Origin of the sequence: Streptomyces sp. NPDC048182 (assembly GCF_043202555.1) — a bacterium.
GTDB lineage: Bacteria > Actinomycetota > Actinomycetes > Streptomycetales > Streptomycetaceae > Streptomyces.
Window position 1 is genome coordinate 213,877 of the sequence record NZ_JBIDAQ010000012.1, and the last position, 20,762, is coordinate 234,638.

Here is a 20,762-nt window from a genome sequence, read left to right on the forward strand (position 1 = left end):
GAGAGCTGTCATGCGCCCCTTGGACGCCGCGCGCGAGACGTGCGAGAAGCACCTGCCCGGCCTGCTCAGTGCCCTCGGTGAGCACCCGCTGGCCGAGCTGGAGTCCCCGGGCTCCCCCGCCATCGACCTGTTCCGCCGCCACGGCGGGCCCCGGCTGGTGATCCCGAAGACCTACACCGGCTCCGGCGCGGGCCCGCGCGAGGCGCTGCAGGTCACCCGCGCCCTCGCCGCGGCGGCGCCGTCGCTGGCGGTCGCCACGACCATGCACCACTTCTCCGTGGCCACCCTGTTCACGCTGGCCGACAGCCTCCAGGCGAGCGGCGCGGAGTGGGCCCTGCTGGAGGGCATCGCGGAGCAGAACCTGCTGGTCGCCTCCGGTTTCGCGGAGGGGCGCACCGGCGTGGGCATCCTCACGCCCACCATGCGGGCCACCGTCGTCGAGGGCGGCTACCGCATCGACGGCTCGAAGAAGCCGTGCAGTCTGTCGCGGTCGATGGACCTGCTCACCGCCAGTGTCATGGTGCCCGGCGAGGAGAACTCCGCGGTGCTGCTGGTGCCGAAGGGCACCGAGGGCCTCACGGTGCATCCGTTCTGGTCGAACGCGGTGCTGGCGGGTGCCGAGAGCGACGAGCTGCGGCTGGCGGACGTGTTCGTCAGCGAGCAGCAGCTGATGCGGACCGAGCAGGTCGAGCCGGGGGCCATGGACAGTCTCCAGACGACCGGGTTCATCTGGTTCGAGCTGCTCATCTCCGGGTCGTACCTGGGCATGGCCAGCGGCCTGGCGGAGCGGGTCGTGCAGCGCGGCCGGGGCTCCGACACCGAGCGCGCCCGGCTGCTGTGCCGGCTGGAGAGCGCGGCGCTGCTGCTGGAGGGCGTGGCTCGGATGATCGAGCAGGAGGAGACCGGTGACGAGGCTCTCGCGAAGGCCCTGATGGCCCGCTACGCGGCGCAGGACGCGCTGGCCGACTCCGTGCACCAGGCCGTCGAGCTGCTGGGCGGGATGGCGTTCATCGGCTCGCCGGACATCTCCTACCTCGCGTCGGCCTCGCACGGGCTGTCCTTCCATCCGCCGTCCCGGACCAGCGCCGCGGGCCCGCTGCTCGACCACCTGTCGGGCAAGCCGCTGCGGATCGCGTGAGGAGGCCGGGGATGACCACGTCCTTCACGACCCCCGCGACCCCGCCGGCCTCCCCCGCCGACGCCGCCGACGCCGCCGACGCCGCCGACGCCGCCGACGCCGCCGGCTCCGAGCCCGCCGTCCCGTCGCCGCTGGCCCGGGAGGAGCTGGGCCGGCTGTACCGGCGCCGGCTCAACCGCGGGCGGGCCACGCTCGGCGAGATGTTCGGCGGCCACATCGAGACGGCCTCGCGCGGAGCCTGGGTGTTCAGCTCCGAGGGGCGCCGCTTCCTCAACTGCGGCGGGTACGGCGTGCTGCTGATGGGCGCCCGGCACCCCACGGTGGTCTCCCACGTGTCCGAGCAGCTGCACCGGCACCCGGTCGCGACCCGGGTGTTCCTGGAGCCGCAGGCCGCGCTGGCCGCCGACGCGCTGGTGGAGGTCGCCCCGCCCGGACTGGAGCGGGTGCACTTCGCGGGCTCCGGCGCGGAGGCCGTCGAGTGCGCCGTCAAGATGGCCCGCACCCACGGCAGGCGGCACCTGATCGCCACGGTGAACGGCTACCACGGCAAGACCCTGGGCGCCCTCAGCCTGACCGGCCGGGACGTCTTCCGCGACCCCTTCCGCCCGCTGCTGCCCGGCGTGACGCACGTCCCGTACGGCGACGCGGCGGCCCTGGAGGAGGCGCTGGCCCGACACCCGGGCGAGGCCTGCGTGGTCGTCGAGCCCGTGCAGGGCGAGGCCGGAGTGATCATCCCGGCCGACGGCTACCTCACCCGGGTGCAGGAGCTGTGCCGCGCCCACGGCGCCTTCTTCGTCCTGGACGAGGTGCAGACCGGCCTCGGCCGGCTGGGCACCTGGTGGGGCGCCGACCGGGAGGGCGTCGTCCCCGACGCGCTGCTCGTCGGCAAGGGCCTGAGCGGCGGGATCGTCCCGGTCTCGGCGGTGGTCGCCACCCCGGCGGCCTTCAAGGTCTTCGACCGGGACCCGTACCTGCACACCTCGACCTTCTCGGGTGCGCCGCTCGCGATGGCCGCCGCCCGGGGGGCGCTGGCCGTGCTGCACGACGAAGGTCTCGTGGAGCGCTCCCGGGTCCTCGGCGATGAGCTGCTCGCGCGGCTCGGAGAGATCGCCAGGACCCACTACCGCGACGGCCTGCGCGAGGTGCGCGGCCGGGGCCTGCTGCTGGGCTTCGAGTTCGTCAAGCCCGGCGCCGCCGGGGACCTGCTGATCGAGCTGGTGGACCAGGGCGTCATCGCCAACCACTCGCTCAACTCGGACCATGTGCTGCGGCTGACCCCGCCGGCCGTGCTGTCCCGCTCCGACCTGGACTTCCTCTACGAGGCCTTCGACCGCGCCTGCGGCAGGCAGGCCTCCGTCTACGCACTCTCATCGGAAGGTGGCACCAGCCATGCGTAGTGCCCAAGTGACTCTGGGGATAGCGGGGGTGGATCCCCGGGACGCGTTCGACCGGGTGAAGGACTTCGCCGCGTACCCGGACCTCGTCGACGTCGTGCGGTCCGTGACGGTCGACCGGACCAGCGACACGTACGAGTCGAGCGACTGGGAGGTGTACTTCCGCAACGGCATCCTGCGCTGGAGGGAGACGGACCGGTTCGACGTGGCGGCGCTCACCATCACCTTCGAGCAGGTCGACGGGGACTTCGAGGAGTTCTCCGGGACCTGGTCGGTCGTCCCGGACGAGGACGGCTGCCGGATCGCGTTCGAGACCGAGTTCGACTTCGGCATCCCCTCGCTCGCGGGGATCCTCGACCCGGTCGCGGAGCGGGTGTTCAAGGAGACCATCGCCCGGGTGGTGCGGGGCCTGTTCCCCACCGCCGAGGTGATCGGCGACGAGGCGGTCGCCGAGGCGCTGGCCGCGGCCCTGGTGCCGGCCGCGGCGGCGGGAGGCGGGCGCTGATGGACGCCAAGAACCTGTTCGAGACGCCGGTCACCTCGAAGCTGCACCGCGCCGAGTACGGCCTCGGCCTGGTGGTCGCGTCGGTGCTGTTCTTCGCCCACCTCGGCGACGTGTCCTGGCCGGTCTTCGTCGGCCTGTTCCTCTACATCGACCTGATCGGCTACATCCCCGGCGCGATCGCCTTCCACCGCAGTGCCACGAAGGAGATCCCCAAGGTCTACTACGTGCTCTACAACACCATGCACAGCCTGGTCACCCAGGGGCTGGTGACGCTGGTGTGGATCTGGGCGTTCGGCGCCGAGTGGGCGCTGCTCGCGCTGCCGATCCACCTCTTCGGCGACCGGGCCCTGTTCGGGAACTTCCTCAAGTCCTTCGGTCTTCCCTTCGAGCCCGTGGCGCACCCCGGGTACCTCCGCTTCCGCGCCGGGTTCGAGGGCACCGGGGGCACCGACGAGCAGCCCCGTCCGGTGTCCGCGCGGCCGGCTGCGAGGACCCCGTGACCGAGGCACTCACCGCCCGGCGCCGGGTCGACGCCCTGGACGCGACCCAGGCCGCGGTGCGCCGGCTGGCGACCGGTGTCGCGGTGCTGACCTGCGGCGGCCCGGACACCGTCGAGGGGGTCACGGTCAGCACGCTGGTGCTGGCCTCGATGCGGCCGCCCATGGTCTCCGTGGCGCTGCGCGAGGACAGCCGGGGCCTGAAGGCGCTGCTCGCCCACGACGGCTTCGTCGTCAACGGGCTCGCCGCCGGACAGACCGTCCTCGCCCGGCACTTCGCCTCGAAGCGGCGGGAGCGGGGCCTCGCCCAGCTGCCCGTCGAGACATGGGCCGGGCTCAGCTCGCACGGGGTGCCGCGGCTGACCGGCGCCATCGCCTGGCTGGAGTGCGACATCGTGCGCAGCACCGCCGTCGGCGATCACCGGATCGTCTTCGCCGAGGTGCTGTGCGGCTCCCGGCGCGGCGGGCCGGCACTGGTCACCGTCGCGGGTGAGCTGCGCCCCTGCCCGCCCGCCGGCTGAGCGCCCTCCGACCGCCGTCCACGAACGAAAGGGATCGATGACCGTGTCCACCACCCCGCCGGAAGCCGACTGGGAGAACGCGCCGTCACTGGTCGACGGCGCCATGAGCCTGGAACTGACCGCCGACGCCTGCGACCTGCGCTACTGGCTGCGCGCCGTGCCGCAGGGCACCCTGCGCGGCCACACCCTCGGCCACGCCGACGACGTACGCCCGCTGCCGCTGATGGCCGAGCCCGGCCCGCTGAACAGCGCGCTCGGCATCGAGCTGGCCTTCCGCTCCATCGCGGAGGAGAAGGCCACCCGGGCCATCGCCCACATGGTGGCGCTCGCCCCCGACAACGCCGCGCTGGAGTTCTACTCGACGCAGCTGCTCGACGAGGCCCGGCACGCCATGGTCTTCCGCCGCCATCTGCTGTCGCTCGGCATCGCCGAGGACGACCTGTGGCCGGCGGTCGACCGGCTGGCCGGCGCCGACGCGGAACGGATCCTGGTGCCGCTGGAGGAGTTCGGCCTGCGCGCCCTGCGCGACCGGCGGGACTTCATCGGCGGCGTCGTGATCCTCACGGTGCTCGTCGAGGGCGTGCTCGCCCCGTCGGCGGAGCTGAGCGAGCGCAAGTGGCGGATGTTCGACCCGGCGGCCGCCGACATCGAGCGCGGCGCCGGCATCGACGAGATCCGGCACCTCACGGTCGGCAGCTCCATCGCCCGCGAGCACCTGCTGCGCCACCCCGAGGACAAGCCGCGCATCCTGGAGCTGATCCAGGAGGGCTACGGCCTGTGGGAGAAGCTCCCGTCGCAGGAGCTGGTGATGCGCCGTGAGGAGCTCTTCCAGCAGGGGCTGGAACTCCACGGCGACCTGGCCGGCGACTACGAGGTCTGGCCGGGACGCAGGCTGGTCGACACCACGGCCGAGGAGCGGTCCGCGACCGCCCACGAGTGGGCCGAGAAGATGCAGCGTGCCCGGCTGGCGTACATGGGTCTCGAGGAGGCTCTGTGACCGCTCGGGCCGCGGTCGTGTGCGGGCTGGGCCAGTGGCTGCCGGCGCGGGCGGTGACCAACGACGAGCTGGCCGGGGAGCTCGACACCTCGGACGCGTGGATCCGCTCCCGCACCGGCATCGGCGCCCGCCACGTCCTGGAGGACGGGCTGGGCACCTCGGACCTCGCCGTCGAGGCCGGGGCCCGGGCGCTGAAGTCCGCCTCCGGCCTCGCGGTGGACGCCGTGGTGCTGGCCACCACGACGCCCGACCACCCGTGCCCGGCGACCGCGCCACGGGTGGCGGCACGACTCGGACTCGGCCCGGTGCCGGCGTTCGACGTGGCCGCCGTCTGCACCGGCTTCCTGTACGGACTGGCGACGGCGGCCGGGCTCATCGCCGCCCGGTCGGCCGACGCGGTGCTGGTGATCGGCGCGGACGCGTTCTCCCGCATCCTCGACCCGGAGGACCGCTCGACCCGGGCCATCTTCGGCGACGGCGCCGGCGCGGTCGTCGTGCGGGCGGGCACGCCCGACGAGCCCGGTGCGCTCGGCCCGGTGCAGCTGGGCGCCGACGGCTCGGCGGACGATCTGATCCAGGTGCGGTCCGGCGGCTCGCGCGACCCGTTCCGCGCGGCGACGGCCCGCCAGGCGGACCCGTACTTCCGGATGGCGGGCCGGACCGTGTTCCGGCGCGCGGTGGAGGCCATGGCCGAGTCCTCGCAGCGGGCCCTGGACCGGGCCGGCTGGTCGGTGGGCGACGTGGACGTGCTCGTCGCCCACCAGGCCAACCTGCGGATCGTGCACGCCCTGGCCGACTGGATGGGCCTGGACCGGGAGCGGTGTGCCGTCCATCTGGACCGGGTCGGCAACACGTCGGCCGCCTCCGTGCCGCTGGCCCTGGCGGACGCGGTGGCCGGCGGCGGCCTGCGCCCCGGCCACCGGGTCCTGATGACGGCCTTCGGAGGCGGCCTGACCTGGGGCGCCTGCACGCTCACCTGGCCCGTCGTCGAACCGCACTGACCCTTCCCGCACAGCGACTGAGGAGAGACACAGCATGAGTGACACCTACGACCGACTGGTCGGGCTGTTGGTCAACGCCTGCGGCCTGGAGGCCGACGAGATCTCGTCCGACGTGACCTTCCGCGACCTCGAGGTCGACTCGCTCGCCCTGGTCGAACTGGGCCTCGCCGCCCAGCAGGAGTTCGCCACCCCGATCGGGGACGACGACCTGGAGCTGGACGCCACGGTGGCCGAGGCCGCGGCGATGGTGGACCGCAAACTCGCCGAGGCCGCGGGAGTGACGGGCTGATGACCGATCTCAGGCCGCCGTTCTCCGCCGCGGTCACCGGTATCGGCATGGTGACCGCGGCGGGCATCGGCACCGCCGCCTCCTGGGCGCGCATCCTGCGGGGCGAGGCGACGGCGGCGGGCGAGGTGCCCGCGCTGGCGGGCACCCGGGCCGACTTCGGCTGCCAGGTGCCCGGCTTCGATCCGGCCGCGGCGCTGGGCCGGCGCAAGGCCTGGCGCCTCGACCGCAGCAGCCAGTTCGCGCTGGCCGCCGCGGCCGAGGCGCTGGCCGACTCCGGCCTGGACCCGGCGACGTGGGACGGCGCACGCGTCGGCGTGGTGATCGGCAGCGGCATCGGGGGCGCGGCCACCTGGGAGAAGCAGCACCACGTGCTGCTGGACCAGGGCTTCGACCAGGTCTCCCCGATGCTGATCCCCATGCTCGCGGTGAACATGACGGCCGGTTACCTCGCCATGGAGTGCGGGGCCAGGGGCCCCAACTTCGTGGTCGCCACGGCCTGCGCCTCGGGCACCACGGCCATCGGCACCGCCCGCGAGCTGCTGCGCTCCGGCACCTGCGACGTCGTCCTCACCGGTGGCACCGAGGCCTGCCTGATCCCGTCCATCATGTCCGGGTTCAGCCAGATGGGCGCGCTCTCCGGGCGCCGGGAGTCGCCGGCGACCGCCTCGCGCCCCTTCGACGTCGACCGGGACGGCTTCGTGCCCGCGGAGGGGGCGGCCGTCCTGGTCCTGGAGCGCCCCGAGGACGTGCGGGCCCGGGGCGGCGGCGTCCACGCGCTGCTCAGCGGGTACGGCGCGAGCGCGGACGCGCACCACGCCACCGCACCCGACCCCGAGGGCCGCGGCGCCGAGCTGGCGCTGCGTACGGCGCTGGCCGACGCGGGAGTGGCCGCCGACGAGGTCGGCCACGTCAACGCGCACGGCACGGCCACTCCGCTGAACGACGTCACCGAGGCCCGGATGCTGCGCCGGGTGCTCGGCGACCGTCCCGCCGTCACCTCGGTGAAGGGCGTGGTCGGCCACTCGCTGGGGGCCGCGGGGGCGATCGAGGCGGCGGTCACGGCGCTCACCCTGGAGCACCGCGTGGTGCCGCCGACCGCGAATCTGGAGAGCCTGGACCCGGCGGTGGAACTCGATGTCGTGGCCAAGGCGCCCCGGGACCTCGCGGACGGCCCGGCGGTCAGCACGTCGTTCGGCTTCGGCGGCCAGAACGCCGTACTCGTCTTCGAGCGGGCGTGAACCGCGGGCCCGCGGACGTCAGGTCTGCGAGAGCAACTCCCGGAAGGCCCCCCTGAGCTGCGGCGACGGTTCGATGCCCAGCTCCCGGACGAGGCGTTGACGGGTGCGGTTGTACACGTTGATCGCCTCGCTCTGACGGCCCGAGCTGCACAGCGCCGACATCAGCTGCCGGCAGAAGTGCTCGCGCAGCGGGTAGCGCATGTGGAGCTGCTCGGCCTCGGGGATGACGGCCTGGTGCAGGCCGAGGCCGAGCTGGGCGTCGATCTTGCGCTCGTGGGCGATCAGGCGGCTCTCCTCCAGGTGGGTGTAGGCCATGCGGCAGATCATCCCCTGGCCGGTGTCGAACAGCGCCGGGCCCCGCCACAGGGCGAGCGCGCTGTTCAGGGTCCGCAGGACGGCCTCGGGGTCGGCCTCGAGCAGCGGCGCCGCGGACTCGACGAGCGCGGTGAAGCGCAGGGCGTCGATGTGCTCCGGGGCCAGCTCCAGGCGGTAGCCGGCCGGGGTGGTCTGCACGACCGACCGCAGGTCCCGGCCGATCCGGGTGACGAGGATGCGGCGCAGCCGCGCGATGTGTCCTTGGAGCGAGTTCACGGCGTCCCGGAGCGGATTCTCGGCCCAGAGTTCGTCGATCAGTTCGTCGCGAGAGACGACTTTCCCGCCCGACAGGGCGAGCACCGCCACGATGGTCCGGAGTTTCTCGCCCGGCAGGGAGAAACGGATATTGTGCTCGTCGATGATTTCCAGAGGCCCCAGCAGTTCGATCCGCACGGCCCGTCCTTTCTCTGTGGGAAGAGTTCGACGGCAAGGGTTCGGAATGCGCGTGCACGGTTCCACGGATTCCCGGTTCGCGGGCTATTTCAGAGCGTCCTCCTGTGCCCGCGCCACCCATTGCGCGAACGTCTCGTCCTCGTCCTCGCGGCCCACCAGGTAGGCACGGGCCACCCGCTCCACGTAGTCCGGCAGTTCGTCCGCGGTGGTCTTCAGCCCGCGCAGTTTCCTGCCGAACCGTCCCTGGTCCCCGTCCGCCAGGGCGAGACCGCCGCCGAGGTGCACCTGGAAGCCCTCCCGCTGGGCGCCGGCGGCGTCGGTCACGAGCTGCCCCTTGAGCCCGATGTCGGCGACCTGGGTGCGCGCGCAGGCGTTCGGGCAGCCGTTGATGTTGACGGTGAGGTCCAGCCGCTCCCCGGCGAGCCGCCGTTCGAGTTCGGCGACGAGCGTGGCCGCGCGCTCCTTGGTCTCGACGATCGCCAGCTTGCAGTACTCGATGCCGGTGCAGGCCATGGTGTTGCGCCGCCACGGCGACGGCCCGGCCTCCAGGCCCGCGCCGGGCAGCTGCCGCACCAGCGAGTCCGCGTCACTCACGTCCAGGACCAGCACCTTCTGGTACGGGGTGATCCGCACCCGGTCCGAGCCGTGGGCCTCGGCGAGGTCCGCGAGGCGGGCCAGCGCGGTGCCCGAGACGCGCCCCGCGACGGGGGCGGCGCCGACGAGGTGGCGTCCGTCGCGCTGCCGGTGGACGCCCATGTGGTCGATCGGCGCGGACGGCAGCGGCGGGGCCGGCCCGTCGAGGAGCGGGCGGTGCAGGTACTCGTCCTCCAGCACCTTGCGGAAGCGGTCCACCCCCCAGTCGGCCACCAGGTACTTCAGCCGCGCCCGGTTGCGCAGCCTGCGGTAGCCGTAGTCCCGGAACAGCCGTGTCACGGCCACCCACACGTCGGGGACGTCGTCCAGCGGCACCCAGGCTCCGAGGCGTTCGGCGAGCCGCGGCGAGGTGGACAGCCCGCCGCCCACCCAGGGGTCGAACCCGGGGCCGCGTTCGGGGTGGACGCTGCCGAGGAACGCCAGGTCGTTGATCTCGTAGGGCACATCGGGCAGCCAGCTGACCGCGGTCTTGTACTTGCGGGGCAGGTTGGACAGCGAGGGGTCGCCGATGTAGCGGGCCGTGATCTCCTCGATCGCCGGGGTGGCGTCGAGGAGTTCGTCGGGCGACACGCCCGCCACGGGGCTGCCGACGACGACGCGCGGGCAGTCCCCGCAGGCCTCGGTGGTCGACAGGCCGACCGCCTCGAGCCGGCGCCAGATCTCGGGAACGTCCTCGATGCGCACCCAGTGCAGCTGGATGTTCTGCCGGTCGGTGAGGTCGGCGGTGCCGCGGGCGTGGCGGACCGACAGGTCGGCCACGGTCCGGAGCTGGTCGAGGCCGAGGCGGCCGCCGTCGATGCGGACGCGGAGCATGAAGTGCTCGTCGTCCAGCTCCTCGGGGGCGAGCACGGCGGTCCGGCCGCCGTCGATGCCGGCGCGGCGCTGGGTGTACAGGCCCCACCAGCGGAAACGCGAGCGCAGATCGTCGGGGTCGATGGAGGCGAAGCCCTCGCGCGCGTAGATCCGTTCGATGCGTTCGCGTACCCGGAGCGGGTCCTCCTCCTGCTTGATCGCCTCGTTGCCGTTGAGGGGATCGCGCTGTCCGAGGGCCCACTGGCCCTCGCCGCGCGCGCCCTCGCGCCCCGTCCGCGGTGCCGGTGACGCCGACGCCCTGTCCGTCATGTCTGTTGCCCTTTCTGCGGCCTGGAATCGCCGCGACTGGGACCGGCTGTGCGCGGCTACGACCGCTGCAGCGGCCCGGAGGCCGGAGCGATCATGCCGCTGGCGAGCCAGTCCGCGCTCTGGGAGTGCTGGTGCTCCGCGGGCATGCCGGGGACGTACACCTCGGCCGCCGCGTAGAGGACGGCCGGGCGGAAGTCGTCGCCGCGCTGCCGCTGCCAGGCCTCGTAGCCGGCGGCGCTGGGCAGCTCGCCGGGGAGCCGCCGGGTCAGGGCGGCCAGGTACCGGTTGGCGGCCGGGCCCCGCGGGTCGTAGCGCAACGGGATGAGCTGGCCCGCGCTGGGGCCGAGTACGGGACGGGAGAGGAGCCAGGGCGCCAGATAGGTGCCCGCGGTCCCGATCCGGCCCGAGCCGACCTCCTCGACCTGGGCCTCGGCGGCCGCCCAGCCGGCGACCACGAGGAGCGGGGCGCGGCCGCGGCCCGGCGCGACCACGGTGAGCCGCTCCCGCGCCGCGGCCTCGCGGACCACGCCGGCGGCGGCCCGGGCGCGCGGCGAGTCGTCGCCGCGCAGGGCGACGGTCCGCGAACCGCGGGCGGCGATGAAGTGCACGGTCGAGCGCAGGACGGCGGCGTCCTCGTCGGTCAGCCGGTCGGCGGGGCAGGCCGTCAGGGGCCGTTCGCCGCCGGCGATGAGGGTGCCGATGGCGGCCGCCGCGCACTCGGGGCCGTCGGTACCGCGCAGGGCGGCGGTCCGGGGGCCGGGGTCGTGCCCGGTGTCCACGTCCAGCGTCGCGGCGAGGCCGTCGACGGAGAGGTGCAGCCGCTGCTCGCCGGCCCCGAGGGTGACGCCGACCCAGGTCTGCCCTGATCCGGCGTACCGGCGGCCGGCGCTGAGCCGGGCGGGGTCGGTGCCCGCCGAGGCCCGGTCGGCGGCGACGCCCACCAGGTTGAACCCGGGGCGGTTCGGCACCACGGCGACGGGGATGGGCCGGGCCGCCGTCTCGGCGCCGGCCAGCAGCGGCACGCCGGGCCTGGCGGCGACCGCGGGGTCCGGCTCGCGGGAGACGGCCGTGCCCGCCAGGACCGCGCCGACGACGATGACGGCGAAGGCGGCGAGCTGGCTGCGCCGGCGGCGCAGCCGGCCGCGCCGCAGCAGCAGCATGGCCAGGCCGACGCCGCAGAGCAGTACCGCCGCGCCCAGCACCATCCCGAGGCCCGGGCCGGCCTCGGTCGCGGACTGGGCCAGTCGCCCGCGGTGGCCGTCGGCCACCGCGGACAACCGGGTCGAGAGGGGGTGGGTCACCGCAGCGCGCCGTCGCTGACGACGAACAACACCCCGTGCGGCCGGGCGTCACCGGCTTCGCCGTGCGGCCACGACGTCCGGTTGAAGCTGACGCAGGGCCGGCGGGTGACCTCGTCCTTGAACGTGCGGTCGAGGGCTATGCCGTCCTTGCCGCCGAGGCCGAACATGCACACCCGGTGGTCGCCGTCGCCGCCGAAGGCGCCGGCCAGGAAGTAGTTGGCGGTCGCCACCCGCTTGACGGTCTTGGTCTCGCGGTACCGGCCGTCCCATCCCTTCTCGAAGTTGTCCATCGCGCCCCAGTGCGGGCCGCCGTCGGTGGTGTCGCGGATCGGCACGGTCCCGACCAGGGACGGGCAGTCGCTCTCCTTGCCGCCCCGGTAGGCCTCGTCGAGGGTGTCGATGGAGCACTTCGGGTTGTTGCCGGAGGCGAGCAGTTTCCGGATGTCCAGCACGTAGAGCATGCCGTTGGTGACGTCCAGCGGGGCCCCGTACGGCTTCGACGAGCCCATCACCGTGTGGAACAGGTAGCGGTCGTCGGGGCTGACGGCCAGCCAGCTGGAGTTGTCGCCGCCACCGGTCTGGTCGGGGGCGAAGGTCTGGTACGCCGTGGTGTCGTCCAGCACCTCCTTCCAGACCGGCTCGGCCGCCGCGATGTCCGGCGTGTAGAAGACCGCGCCGCCGGTCATCGAGGAGACGAACGCGCCCTTGTGCCCGCGCTGGTAGGGCAGCGCGTTCTCCATGAGGACCCGGGACTCACCGAAGATCGGGTCCTTCTCCTGGGCCAGGCGGGGGCCGTCCGGGACGGCGCTGACGGACTTCAGCTTCGGGTTCGCCCGGTTGGTGATGTCCCAGACGCGGACCGTGCGCCGGGCGAGATCCTCGCGCAGCTCCACCTCGGGGGTGACGAAGTTGCGTGCCTCGACGAAGTCGGAGGCGACCATGATGTTCCGGTCCTCGCGGACGGAGATGCCGTGCGGGTTGGCGCAGCTCGCCTCCGTCATCGCGGGCACGTTGCCGCACTCGGCGGGGTCCTCGCCGCCCGCGACGGCGGCGGGGATCTCGGAGATCGTCCTGCCGTCCTTGTCGAAGTAGACGACCTCGCCCGGCGATCCGGCGGCACCGTTGCCCTCGCGCACCTCACCGTTGGTGTAGGTGCAGGGCCCGGTCACGTTGGGACCGCCCATGAACGTGCCGTAGGCGGTGCCGTCCCGGAGCACCTGGTAGGCGTCCGGCAGCGTGCCGCAGGGGGTGTCCATGGCGGTGTTCACACCGACGAGCTTCACGGCCGGCAGGGCCTTGGTGTCGAACACGAACGTGGTGTCGGAGAGGATCCCGCCCGCGAAGAGGCGGTCCCCCTTGTGCCACACGTACTGCATGTGGTGTGGCTCTCCGCCCAGGTTCGGGCCCATCGTGACCGTGTTGACGACCTTGCCGTAGTTCGGCGACCCGGCGGTGGCGTCGATGACGGTGAGGAAGTCCGGCTTGGTGCGGTCGGCCGGGCCGGCCCAGGCCAGCAGCCACTCCCGGCCGGGCCCCCTGGCCGCGGAGACCAGGTGGTTGGTGGCGGTGTACGTGGTGCCGTCGGACCCCGTGGCCTTGGTGGTCCACGTCGTGGGCTTCTCCTCGGCCTGGCCGGATCCGCTGAGGAGGGCCGTGGTCAGTCCGAAGGTCAAGAACACCACGGACAGCCGCCGTGCGGTCCCCACTCTCGGGAGCCTGAATGGTCTCATCGTGCGAATGCCCCTCTCGTGGAGCGTGCGTTCGGGTCCCCCGGTCGCGGACACGCGCGACGGCCCCCAGACCGGGGGGCGTTGGTCTGCGGTGAAAAGAGCTTCGATCGAAGATTCCTTGATCTTCGGGGAGAAATCCCTCGGCGACTATCTCAAACGCCGCTGACTTCACGCTGACACGGCACTTGCAGCCCGGGATCGCGGCGCGTGTCAGCGCCGTATCAGTGGCCTATCCGCCGCCGTTGCTAGTTTTGCGGCAGCGCCGGGATCTCTTCGCAGCGCCGAACTTCCCCTGCACCGAAAGAATTCCGCAGAAAGCGCTTTTGGACAGGAGACCCGATGAACGGATGCGAATCGCTCCAAGTCTGCCCGTACTGCGAGTACCGGGGGCTCTTCCAGGCAGAGGAGGAACAGGGCACGTGGAGATGCGGCGCCTGCGAGCGCTCGTTCGTCTTCTCCTTCGTCCAACTGCTCGGGCTGGTGGCGCTGGGCGCCGGGACGGGAGTCCCGGATGGAGGGCACTGACATCGCGGGCCCGGACGCCGAGGGCACGAGGGCGCTGGCCGAGCGGATGGGGCGTGAGCTGGAGGAGGCCGGCGCGCTGGAGGTCCTCCGCTGGGCGGCGGCGGCCTTCGGCAGCGACCTCTGCGTGACGTCCTCCATGGAGGACGCGGTCGTCGTCCATCTCGCCTCCCGCGCCCTGCCCGGCGTGGACGTGGTGTTCCTCGACACCGGCTACCACTTCGAGGAGACCATCGGCACCCGCGACGCGGTCGAGGCCGTGATGGACGTCAACGTCATCACCCTCACCCCGCGCCGGACGGTGGCCGAGCAGGACGCCGAGTACGGCCCGAAGCTGTACGACCGCGACCCCGACCTGTGCTGCGCGCTGCGCAAGGTGCAGCCGCTCCAGGAGGGCCTGACCGGCTACACCGCCTGGGCGACCGGGCTGCGCCGCGACGAGTCGGCGTCCCGGGCGAACACCCCGGTCGTCGGCTGGGACGAGAAGCGGCAGAAGGTCAAGGTCTCGCCGATCGCCCGCTGGACGCAGGACGACGTGGACGCCTACGTCGCCGAACACGGCGTCCTCACCAACCCGTTGCTGACGGACGGCTACGCCTCCGTCGGCTGCGCCCCCTGCACCCGCCGGGTCCTGGCGGGCGAGGACGCTCGCGCGGGGCGCTGGGCGGGCCGCGCCAAGACCGAGTGCGGACTGCACGGATGACCAGCGACCTCCAGGAGACCGATGTGACAAGCGGAGCCACCGTATGGCTCACGGGCCTGCCCAGTTCCGGCAAGACCACCATCGCCTACGAACTGGCCGGCCGGCTGCGCCGGGAGGGCCACCGCGTCGAGGTGCTCGACGGCGACGAGATCCGCGAGGCCGTCTCCCGGGACCTCGGCTTCAGCCGGGAGGACCGGCACACCAACGTGGTGCGGATCGGCTTTCTCGCCGAACTCCTCGCCCGCAACGGCGTGAAGGCGCTGGTCCCGGTGATCGCGCCGTACACCGACAGCCGGGACGCCGTGCGGCTGCGCCACGAGGAGAGCGGGACCCCCTATCTGGAGGTGCATGTGGCCACCCCGGTCGAGGTGTGCTCGGTGCGCGATGTGAAGGGCCTGTACGCCAGGCAGGCCGCCGGTGAACTGACCGGCCTCACCGGGGTCGACGACCCCTACGAGGCCTCCGAGAGGCCCGACCTGCGCATCGAGTCGCAGCGCCAGAGCGTCGGCGAGTCGGCGGCCTGGGTGTACGCCCTCCTGATGGAACGGGGAATGGTATGAGCGCTCCGACCGCCGCGACGACGCTGCGCCTCTCCCACCTGGACGCCCTGGAGTCGGAGGCGGTGCACATCTTCCGCGAGGTGGCGGGCGAGTTCGAGCGGCCGGTGATCCTCTTCTCCGGCGGTAAGGACTCCATCGTCATGCTGCACCTGGCGCTGAAGGCGTTCGCCCCGGCCGCCGTGCCCTTCTCCCTGCTGCACGTGGACACCGGGCACAACTTCCCCGAGGTCCTCCAGTACCGGGACCGCACGGTCGAGCGGCACGGGCTGCGGCTGCACGTCGCCTCCGTGCAGGACTACCTCGACCGCGGCGTGCTGCGGGAGCGCCCGGACGGCACCAGGAACCCGTTGCAGACGCTGCCGCTGACCGAGAAGATCCAGGCCGAACGGTTCGACGCGGTCTTCGGCGGCGGCCGGCGCGACGAGGAGAAGGCCCGCGCCAAGGAGCGGGTGTTCTCGCTGCGCGACGAGTTCTCCCAGTGGGACCCGCGCCGCCAGCGCCCCGAACTCTGGAACCTCTACAACGGCCGGCACGCCCCCGGCGAGCACGTCCGCGTCTTCCCGCTCTCCAACTGGACCGAGCTGGACGTCTGGCAGTACATCGCCCGCGAGTCCATCGAACTGCCGCAGATCTACTACGCCCACGAGCGCGAGGTGTTCCTGCGGGCCGGCATGTGGCTGACGGCCGGCGACTGGGGCGGGCCGGGGGTGGACGAGACGGCGGAGAAGCGCCGGGTGCGCTATCGCACGGTGGGTGACATGTCCTGCACGGGTGCCGTCGAGTCGGACGCGGACGACATCGAGCGGGTGATCGCCGAGATCGCCGCCTCCCGGCTGACCGAGCGGGGCGCCACCCGGGCCGACGACAGGCTCTCCGAGGCCGCGATGGAAGACCGCAAACGCGAAGGGTACTTCTGACCATGGTGGTTGACACGCTGCGGCTCGCCACCGCGGGCTCCGTCGACGACGGCAAGTCCACCCTGGTGGGCCGCCTGCTGCACGACTCCCGGTCGGTCCTCGCCGACCAGCTGGAGGCCGTGGAACACGCCTCGCGCTCCCGCGGCCAGGACACCCCGGACCTCGCGCTGCTCACCGACGGCCTGCGCGCCGAGCGCGAGCAGGGCATCACCATCGACGTGGCCTACCGCTACTTCGCCACCCCGCGCCGCCGCTTCATCCTCGCCGACACCCCGGGCCACGTGCAGTACACCCGGAACATGGTCACCGGCGCCTCCACCGCCGAGCTGACCGTGATCCTGGTCGACGCGCGCAACGGCGTGGTCGAGCAGACCCGCCGGCACGTCGCGATCGCCGCCCTCCTCCGGGTCCCGCACGTCGTCCTCGCCGTCAACAAGATGGACCTCGTCGGCCACCAGGAGAACGTCTTCGCGGCCGTCGCCGAGGAGTTCACCGCCTACGCCGCCGGTCTCGGCGTCACCGAGGTCACCGCCGTCCCGATCTCCGCGCTGGTCGGCGACAACGTCGTGGAGCCGTCCCCGCGCATGGACTGGTACGGCGGGCCCACCGTCCTGGAGCACCTCGAAACGGTTCCCGGGCAGCAGCACGCGGCCGACGGGCCCGCCCGGCTGCCGGTGCAGTACGTGATCCGGCCGCAGACCGCCGAGCACCCCGACTACCGGGGCTACGCGGGCCGGATCGCCGCCGGTTCCCTCCGCGTCGGCGAGCAGGTCACCGTCCTGCCGTCCGGCCTCACCACGCGCGTCACCGGCATCGACCTGCTCGGCGAGCGGGTCGACGCGGCCTGGGCGGGCCAGTCGGTGACGGTCCTGCTGGCGGACGACCTGGACGTCTCGCGCGGCGACCTGATCGTGCCCGGCACGGACGCGCCCGCCACCACCAGGGACGTCGAGGCGACCGTCTGCCATGTCGCCGACCGGCCGCTGACCGTGGGACACCGGGTGCTGGTCAAGCACGGCACCCGCACCGTGCAGGCGATCGTCTCGGACATCCCCTCCCGGCTCACGCTCGGCGACCTCTCCCCGTACCCGCACCCGGGGCGGCTGGTCGCCAACGACATCGGCCGGGTCAGGATCCGCACGGCGGAACCCCTGCCCGTCGACGCCTACGCCGACTCGCGCGGCACCGGCTCCTTCCTCCTCATCGACCCGGCCGACGGCACCACGCTCACCGCCGGCATGGCGGGCGACACCCTCGTCGCACCCCGTCCGGCCCCGCCCCGCACCCCCGACGCGTGAGGAGCCGAGCCGCCGTGCCAGTCGCTCCCGTCACCCGGGCCACCCGGCGGTGGCTCACGCTCCTCGTCGTGCTGCCCGTGCTCGCCGCCGCGGGGTGCGGATACGGCTCGCAGGCCGCGGACGACGCCCCGCCGTCCGTCGCCGCCGAGGGCGCCGGAGTCGGCGGTCTCGACGAGGTGCGTATCGGCTACTTCGCCAACATCACCCACGCCACCGCCCTGGTCGGCCTCGAGCAAGGGCTGTTCCAGGAGGAGCTGGGCGGGACCCGGATCAAGGAGCTGACGTTCAACGCCGGTCCGGCGGAGATCGAGGCGCTGAACGGCGGCGCGATCGACATCGGCTGGATCGGTCCCTCGCCCGCGATCAACGGCTATACGCGCTCCGGGGGCAGCAACCTGCGCATCGTCGCGGGCTCCGCCTCGGGCGGCGTCTCCCTCGTGGTGAACCCCCGTAAGGTGCCCGACGCCGCCGCGCTCGCGGGCCGCACGATCGCCTCCCCGCAGCTGGGCAACACCCAGGACGTCGCGCTGCTCGACTACCTGGCGCGGCACGGGACGACGGTGGACGCGCAGACCGGCCGGGGCGACGTGAAGGTCCAGCGCGTCGACAACAAGGAGATCCCGGCGCTGTTCGAGCGCGGGGACGTCGACGGGGCCTGGGTGCCGGAGCCGGTGGCGGCCCGGCTGGTCACGGCGGGCGGCAAGGTCTTGGTGGACGAGAGAGACCTGTGGCCGGACGGCAGGTTCGTCGTCACGAACGTCGTCGTCTCCCAGCGCTTCCTGGCGGCGCACCCGGAGGCCGTCGAGGCCGTGCTGCGCGGCTCGGTGCGGACCAACGCCTGGATCAACGGCCACCCCGGGCAGGCGAAGGCGTCGGCCGCCGCGAAGCTGAAGGCCCTTTCGGGCACGGAACTGCCGCCGAAGGTGCTGGACCTGGCCTTCGGCCACATCGAGGTCCTGGACGACCCCCTCGCCGGCACCCTGCGCGAGGAGGCGGCACACGCGGTCGCCGCCGGCCTGCTCCGCGATCCGCTGCTCGACCGCATCTACGACCTCGGGCCCCTCAACCGGGTCCTCAGGGCCGCGGGGCTGCCCGCGGTCGACGACGCCGGTCTCGGCGCTCACCGACAGTGAGGCGACACTCATGGCCACCGACATCATCGGGCAGACCGCTGCGGCTGCCGTCGAACCGAGGACGTCCGCGGTGCGACTCGACCATGTGTCGAAGTCGTTCGGCCGGCCCGGTGCCGGACAGCGGGTGCTGGACGACATCTCGCTGGACCTGTCCGACGGAGAGTTCGTGACTCTGCTCGGCGCCTCGGGATGCGGCAAGTCGACCCTGCTGAACCTGGTCGCGGGGCTCGATCGGCCGTCGTCCGGGACCATCGACGTGCCCGGCGGGCGCCCGGCCCTGATGTTCCAGGAGCACGCCCTGTTCCCGTGGCTCACCGCGGGCAGGAACGTCGAACTGGCCCTGCGCATGCGGGGGACGCCCCGGCCGGAGCGGCGCCCCGAGGCGGAGCGGCTCCTCGAGCTGGTCCGGCTGCGGGGGGCGTACGGCAAGCGGGTGCACGAGCTGTCCGGCGGCATGCGCCAGCGGGTCGCGCTCGCCCGGGCGCTCGCCCAGGACAGCCGGCTGCTGCTGATGGACGAGCCGTTCGCCGCGCTGGACGCGATCACCCGGGACGTGCTGCACGAGGAACTGACCCGGATCTGGACGGAGACGGGGCTGTCGGTCCTCTTCGTCACGCACAACGTCCGCGAGGCGGTGCGGCTCGCCCAGCGGGTCGTGCTGCTCACCTCCCGCCCGGGGCGCATCGCCCGGGAGTGGCGGATCGGTCTGCCGCAGCCGCGCCGGATCGAGGACTCCGCGGTGGCCGATCTCTCCGTGGAGATCACCGAGGAGCTGCGAGAGGAGATCCGCCGCCATGGCAGGCAGTGACATCCACGACACGAGTGATCTGGCGGGGCTCGAGGCGGGGCTGGACGCGCTGGAGCGGGACACCGTCGCCCGGGTACCGCTCGCCGGCCTGATCCTGGCCAGAGTGGTGCCGCCGCTGTGCGCCGTCGTCCTGATCGTCGGCGGATGGCAGCTGGCGGCGGCCCTGGACGTCAAACCCGACCACGTGCTGCCCGGGCCGCTCGACGTGGCCCGCACCCTGCGCCACATGTGGCTGCGGGGCACGCTGCTGGGGTACGTGTGGACGAGCGTCTCGCGGGGCGCGCTGGGCTTCTGCCTGTCGATCGTGATCGGCACGCCGCTCGGCCTGGCGGTGGCACGGCTGAGGTGGGTCCGCGCGGCGTTCGGTCCGATCCTGTCGGGGCTGCAGTCGCTGCCGTCGGTGGCCTGGGTGCCGGCCGCGCTGATCTGGTTCGGGCTGACCGACACGACCGTGTACGCCGTGGTGCTGCTCGGCGCGGTGCCGTCCATCGCCAACGGGCTGGTCGCGGGCGTGGACCAGACCCCGCCGCTCTATCTGCGGGCGGGCCGGGTCATCGGCGCCACCGGGCCGGCCTCGGTGATCCACGTGCTGCTGCCGGCCGCGCTGCCCGGTTTCCTCGCGGGGCTGAAGCAGGGCTGGGCGTTCTCCTGGCGGTCCCTGATGGCCGCGGAGCTGATCGCCAGCTCGCCCGACCTCGGCATCGGGCTCGGCCAGTTGCTGGACAACTTCCGCACCAACAGCGACATGTCGGGGGTGCTCGCCACGATCATCCTCATCCTCTGCGTGGGCATCGGCATCGATCTCCTGGTCTTCTCCCCGCTGGAGCGGCGGGTGCTGCGCAGCCGCGGCCTGTTCGCGCGGGCGCTGTGATGCCCGGGCCGCCCGTGCTGCTCGCCGTCGCGCACGGCAGCCGGGACCCGCGGCACGCGCAGACCATGCGTGCCCTGGTACGGCGGGTACGGGCGCGGCGGCCCGGGCTGCGGGTCGAGCTCGGCTTCCTGGACTTCGACGCCCCGTCGGTGGGCGGGGCCCTGGCGGCGCTGGCGCGGGAGGCTCGGCGAGCCGGGCCCCGGCCCGCGGCGGGCACCGGTGCGGTCGTCGCCGTACCCCTGCTGCTGAACCGTGCGTTTCACGCCAAGGCCGATCTGCCGGCGGTGCTGCGCCAGGCGCCGCCGGAGCTGCGGATCGAGCAGGCCGGTGTGCTCGGACCGGCTCCGCTGCTGCTGCGGGCGCTGGAACGGCGGCTGTACGAGGCCGGGCTGCCACCCGGCGATCTGTCCTCGACCGGAGTCGTGCTGGCTTCGGCGGGGACCTCCGATCCGGAGGCGAACGCGGTGATCGCAGCAATCGCGCGGGAGTGGCGGCACACCGGTTGGTGCGCCGTGCGACCCTCGTTCGCCTCCTCCCCGGCCGGTCGTGGCGGTGCGCCGCCGGGCCGCCGCGGTCCCGTCCAGGCGGGCGACGGAACCGCGGCGGCCGTGCGCGGGCTGCGCGCCCTGGGCTGCGCCCGGGTGGCGGTCGCGCCGTATGTGCTGGCCCCCGGGGTGCTTCCGGACCGCATCGTCCGCGGCGCCGCCGAGGCGGATGTGGTGGCACCGGTCCTCGGCGACGCCCCGGAGGTGGCCGACCTGGTGCTGCGCCGCTTCGATCAGGCGTGACCCGGAC

Annotated in this window: 21 protein-coding genes; 17 read left to right on the top strand and 4 right to left on the bottom strand. The window is 73.3% G+C overall.

What is annotated here, in order from left to right; all coding sequences use genetic code 11:
• Window positions 1–10 precede the first annotated feature (10 nt).
• Genes ACGFZL_RS23460 through ACGFZL_RS23500 form a run of 9 tightly spaced genes read left to right on the top strand, consistent with a single transcriptional unit; the run spans window position 11 to window position 7,580 of the window.
• The gene (locus ACGFZL_RS23460) at window positions 11–1,138 is read left to right on the top strand and encodes an acyl-CoA dehydrogenase family protein (protein WP_355169576.1); all 1,128 of its coding nucleotides are present in this window, start codon (window positions 11–13) and stop codon (window positions 1,136–1,138) included.
• Between the two features lie 11 nt (window positions 1,139–1,149).
• On the top strand, window positions 1,150–2,535 hold the full coding sequence (locus ACGFZL_RS23465) for an aspartate aminotransferase family protein (RefSeq protein ID WP_393694393.1): 1,386 nt from the start codon (window positions 1,150–1,152) through the stop codon (window positions 2,533–2,535).
• Window positions 2,528–3,037, top strand: coding sequence for an SRPBCC family protein (locus ACGFZL_RS23470; RefSeq protein WP_355169572.1), 510 nt, complete (start codon window positions 2,528–2,530; stop codon window positions 3,035–3,037). The genes ACGFZL_RS23465 and ACGFZL_RS23470 overlap by 8 nt, the downstream gene beginning before the upstream one ends.
• Window positions 3,037–3,537, top strand: coding sequence for a hypothetical protein (locus tag ACGFZL_RS23475; protein WP_393694395.1), 501 nt, complete (start codon window positions 3,037–3,039; stop codon window positions 3,535–3,537). Before ACGFZL_RS23470 ends, ACGFZL_RS23475 begins: the two co-directional genes overlap by 1 nt.
• The gene (locus ACGFZL_RS23480) at window positions 3,534–4,055 is read left to right on the top strand and encodes a flavin reductase family protein (RefSeq protein ID WP_393694397.1); all 522 of its coding nucleotides are present in this window, start codon (window positions 3,534–3,536) and stop codon (window positions 4,053–4,055) included. The genes ACGFZL_RS23475 and ACGFZL_RS23480 overlap by 4 nt, the downstream gene beginning before the upstream one ends.
• A gap of 37 nt (window positions 4,056–4,092) precedes the next feature.
• Window positions 4,093–5,052, top strand: a complete 960-nt coding sequence (locus ACGFZL_RS23485; protein WP_393694399.1) for a VlmB-like protein — start codon at window positions 4,093–4,095, stop codon at window positions 5,050–5,052.
• The gene (locus ACGFZL_RS23490) at window positions 5,049–6,053 is read left to right on the top strand and encodes a beta-ketoacyl-ACP synthase III (RefSeq protein ID WP_393694401.1); all 1,005 of its coding nucleotides are present in this window, start codon (window positions 5,049–5,051) and stop codon (window positions 6,051–6,053) included. Before ACGFZL_RS23485 ends, ACGFZL_RS23490 begins: the two co-directional genes overlap by 4 nt.
• Before the next feature lie 34 nt (window positions 6,054–6,087).
• Complete coding sequence (locus ACGFZL_RS23495; RefSeq protein WP_355169562.1) at window positions 6,088–6,342, top strand: phosphopantetheine-binding protein; 255 nt, start codon at window positions 6,088–6,090, stop codon at window positions 6,340–6,342.
• Window positions 6,342–7,580: a beta-ketoacyl-[acyl-carrier-protein] synthase family protein gene (locus ACGFZL_RS23500; protein WP_393694403.1), complete on the top strand. Its 1,239-nt coding sequence runs from the start codon at window positions 6,342–6,344 to the stop codon at window positions 7,578–7,580. Before ACGFZL_RS23495 ends, ACGFZL_RS23500 begins: the two co-directional genes overlap by 1 nt.
• Before the next feature lie 18 nt (window positions 7,581–7,598).
• Here the strand turns inward: ACGFZL_RS23500 and ACGFZL_RS23505 are convergent, their stop codons facing one another.
• The 4 genes from ACGFZL_RS23505 to ACGFZL_RS23520 all read right to left on the bottom strand — a co-directional run bounded on the left by ACGFZL_RS23505 (window position 7,599) and on the right by ACGFZL_RS23520 (window position 13,131).
• Window positions 7,599–8,348, bottom strand: coding sequence for a BTAD domain-containing putative transcriptional regulator (locus ACGFZL_RS23505; protein WP_393694405.1), 750 nt, complete (start codon window positions 8,346–8,348; stop codon window positions 7,599–7,601).
• Between the two features lie 84 nt (window positions 8,349–8,432).
• Complete coding sequence (locus ACGFZL_RS23510) at window positions 8,433–10,124, bottom strand: nitrite/sulfite reductase (protein WP_393694407.1); 1,692 nt, start codon at window positions 10,122–10,124, stop codon at window positions 8,433–8,435.
• Window positions 10,125–10,180: 56 nt separating this feature from the next.
• Window positions 10,181–11,425, bottom strand: coding sequence for a hypothetical protein (locus ACGFZL_RS23515; protein ID WP_393694409.1), 1,245 nt, complete (start codon window positions 11,423–11,425; stop codon window positions 10,181–10,183).
• Window positions 11,422–13,131 (bottom strand): hypothetical protein, encoded by a 1,710-nt coding sequence (locus ACGFZL_RS23520; RefSeq protein ID WP_393694411.1) that lies wholly within the window; start codon window positions 13,129–13,131, stop codon window positions 11,422–11,424. Before ACGFZL_RS23520 ends, ACGFZL_RS23515 begins: the two co-directional genes overlap by 4 nt.
• A 535-nt stretch (window positions 13,132–13,666) precedes the next feature.
• Here ACGFZL_RS23520 and ACGFZL_RS23525 point away from each other — a divergent pair.
• The 8 genes from ACGFZL_RS23525 to ACGFZL_RS23560 are packed head-to-tail and all read left to right on the top strand — an operon-like array spanning window position 13,667 to window position 20,755.
• Window positions 13,667–14,380: a phosphoadenylyl-sulfate reductase gene (locus tag ACGFZL_RS23525; protein WP_393694413.1), complete on the top strand. Its 714-nt coding sequence runs from the start codon at window positions 13,667–13,669 to the stop codon at window positions 14,378–14,380.
• On the top strand, window positions 14,377–14,940 hold the full coding sequence (cysC, locus tag ACGFZL_RS23530; protein ID WP_393694415.1) for an adenylyl-sulfate kinase: 564 nt from the start codon (window positions 14,377–14,379) through the stop codon (window positions 14,938–14,940). Before ACGFZL_RS23525 ends, cysC begins: the two co-directional genes overlap by 4 nt.
• Window positions 14,937–15,857: a sulfate adenylyltransferase subunit CysD gene (gene cysD / locus ACGFZL_RS23535; RefSeq protein WP_355169548.1), complete on the top strand. Its 921-nt coding sequence runs from the start codon at window positions 14,937–14,939 to the stop codon at window positions 15,855–15,857. The genes cysC and cysD overlap by 4 nt, the downstream gene beginning before the upstream one ends.
• Window positions 15,858–15,859: 2 nt before the next feature.
• A complete protein-coding gene (locus tag ACGFZL_RS23540; protein ID WP_393694418.1) occupies window positions 15,860–17,155 on the top strand; it encodes a sulfate adenylyltransferase subunit 1 in 1,296 nt (431 codons plus the stop codon).
• Window positions 17,156–17,169: 14 nt separating this feature from the next.
• Complete coding sequence (locus ACGFZL_RS23545; RefSeq protein WP_393694420.1) at window positions 17,170–18,288, top strand: ABC transporter substrate-binding protein; 1,119 nt, start codon at window positions 17,170–17,172, stop codon at window positions 18,286–18,288.
• Between the two features lie 10 nt (window positions 18,289–18,298).
• On the top strand, window positions 18,299–19,096 hold the full coding sequence (locus ACGFZL_RS23550; RefSeq protein ID WP_355169542.1) for an ABC transporter ATP-binding protein: 798 nt from the start codon (window positions 18,299–18,301) through the stop codon (window positions 19,094–19,096).
• On the top strand, window positions 19,083–19,967 hold the full coding sequence (locus ACGFZL_RS23555) for an ABC transporter permease (RefSeq protein WP_355169540.1): 885 nt from the start codon (window positions 19,083–19,085) through the stop codon (window positions 19,965–19,967). The genes ACGFZL_RS23550 and ACGFZL_RS23555 overlap by 14 nt, the downstream gene beginning before the upstream one ends.
• Window positions 19,967–20,755: a sirohydrochlorin chelatase gene (locus tag ACGFZL_RS23560; RefSeq protein ID WP_393694423.1), complete on the top strand. Its 789-nt coding sequence runs from the start codon at window positions 19,967–19,969 to the stop codon at window positions 20,753–20,755. The genes ACGFZL_RS23555 and ACGFZL_RS23560 overlap by 1 nt, the downstream gene beginning before the upstream one ends.
• The last annotated feature ends 7 nt before the right edge of the window (window positions 20,756–20,762 follow it).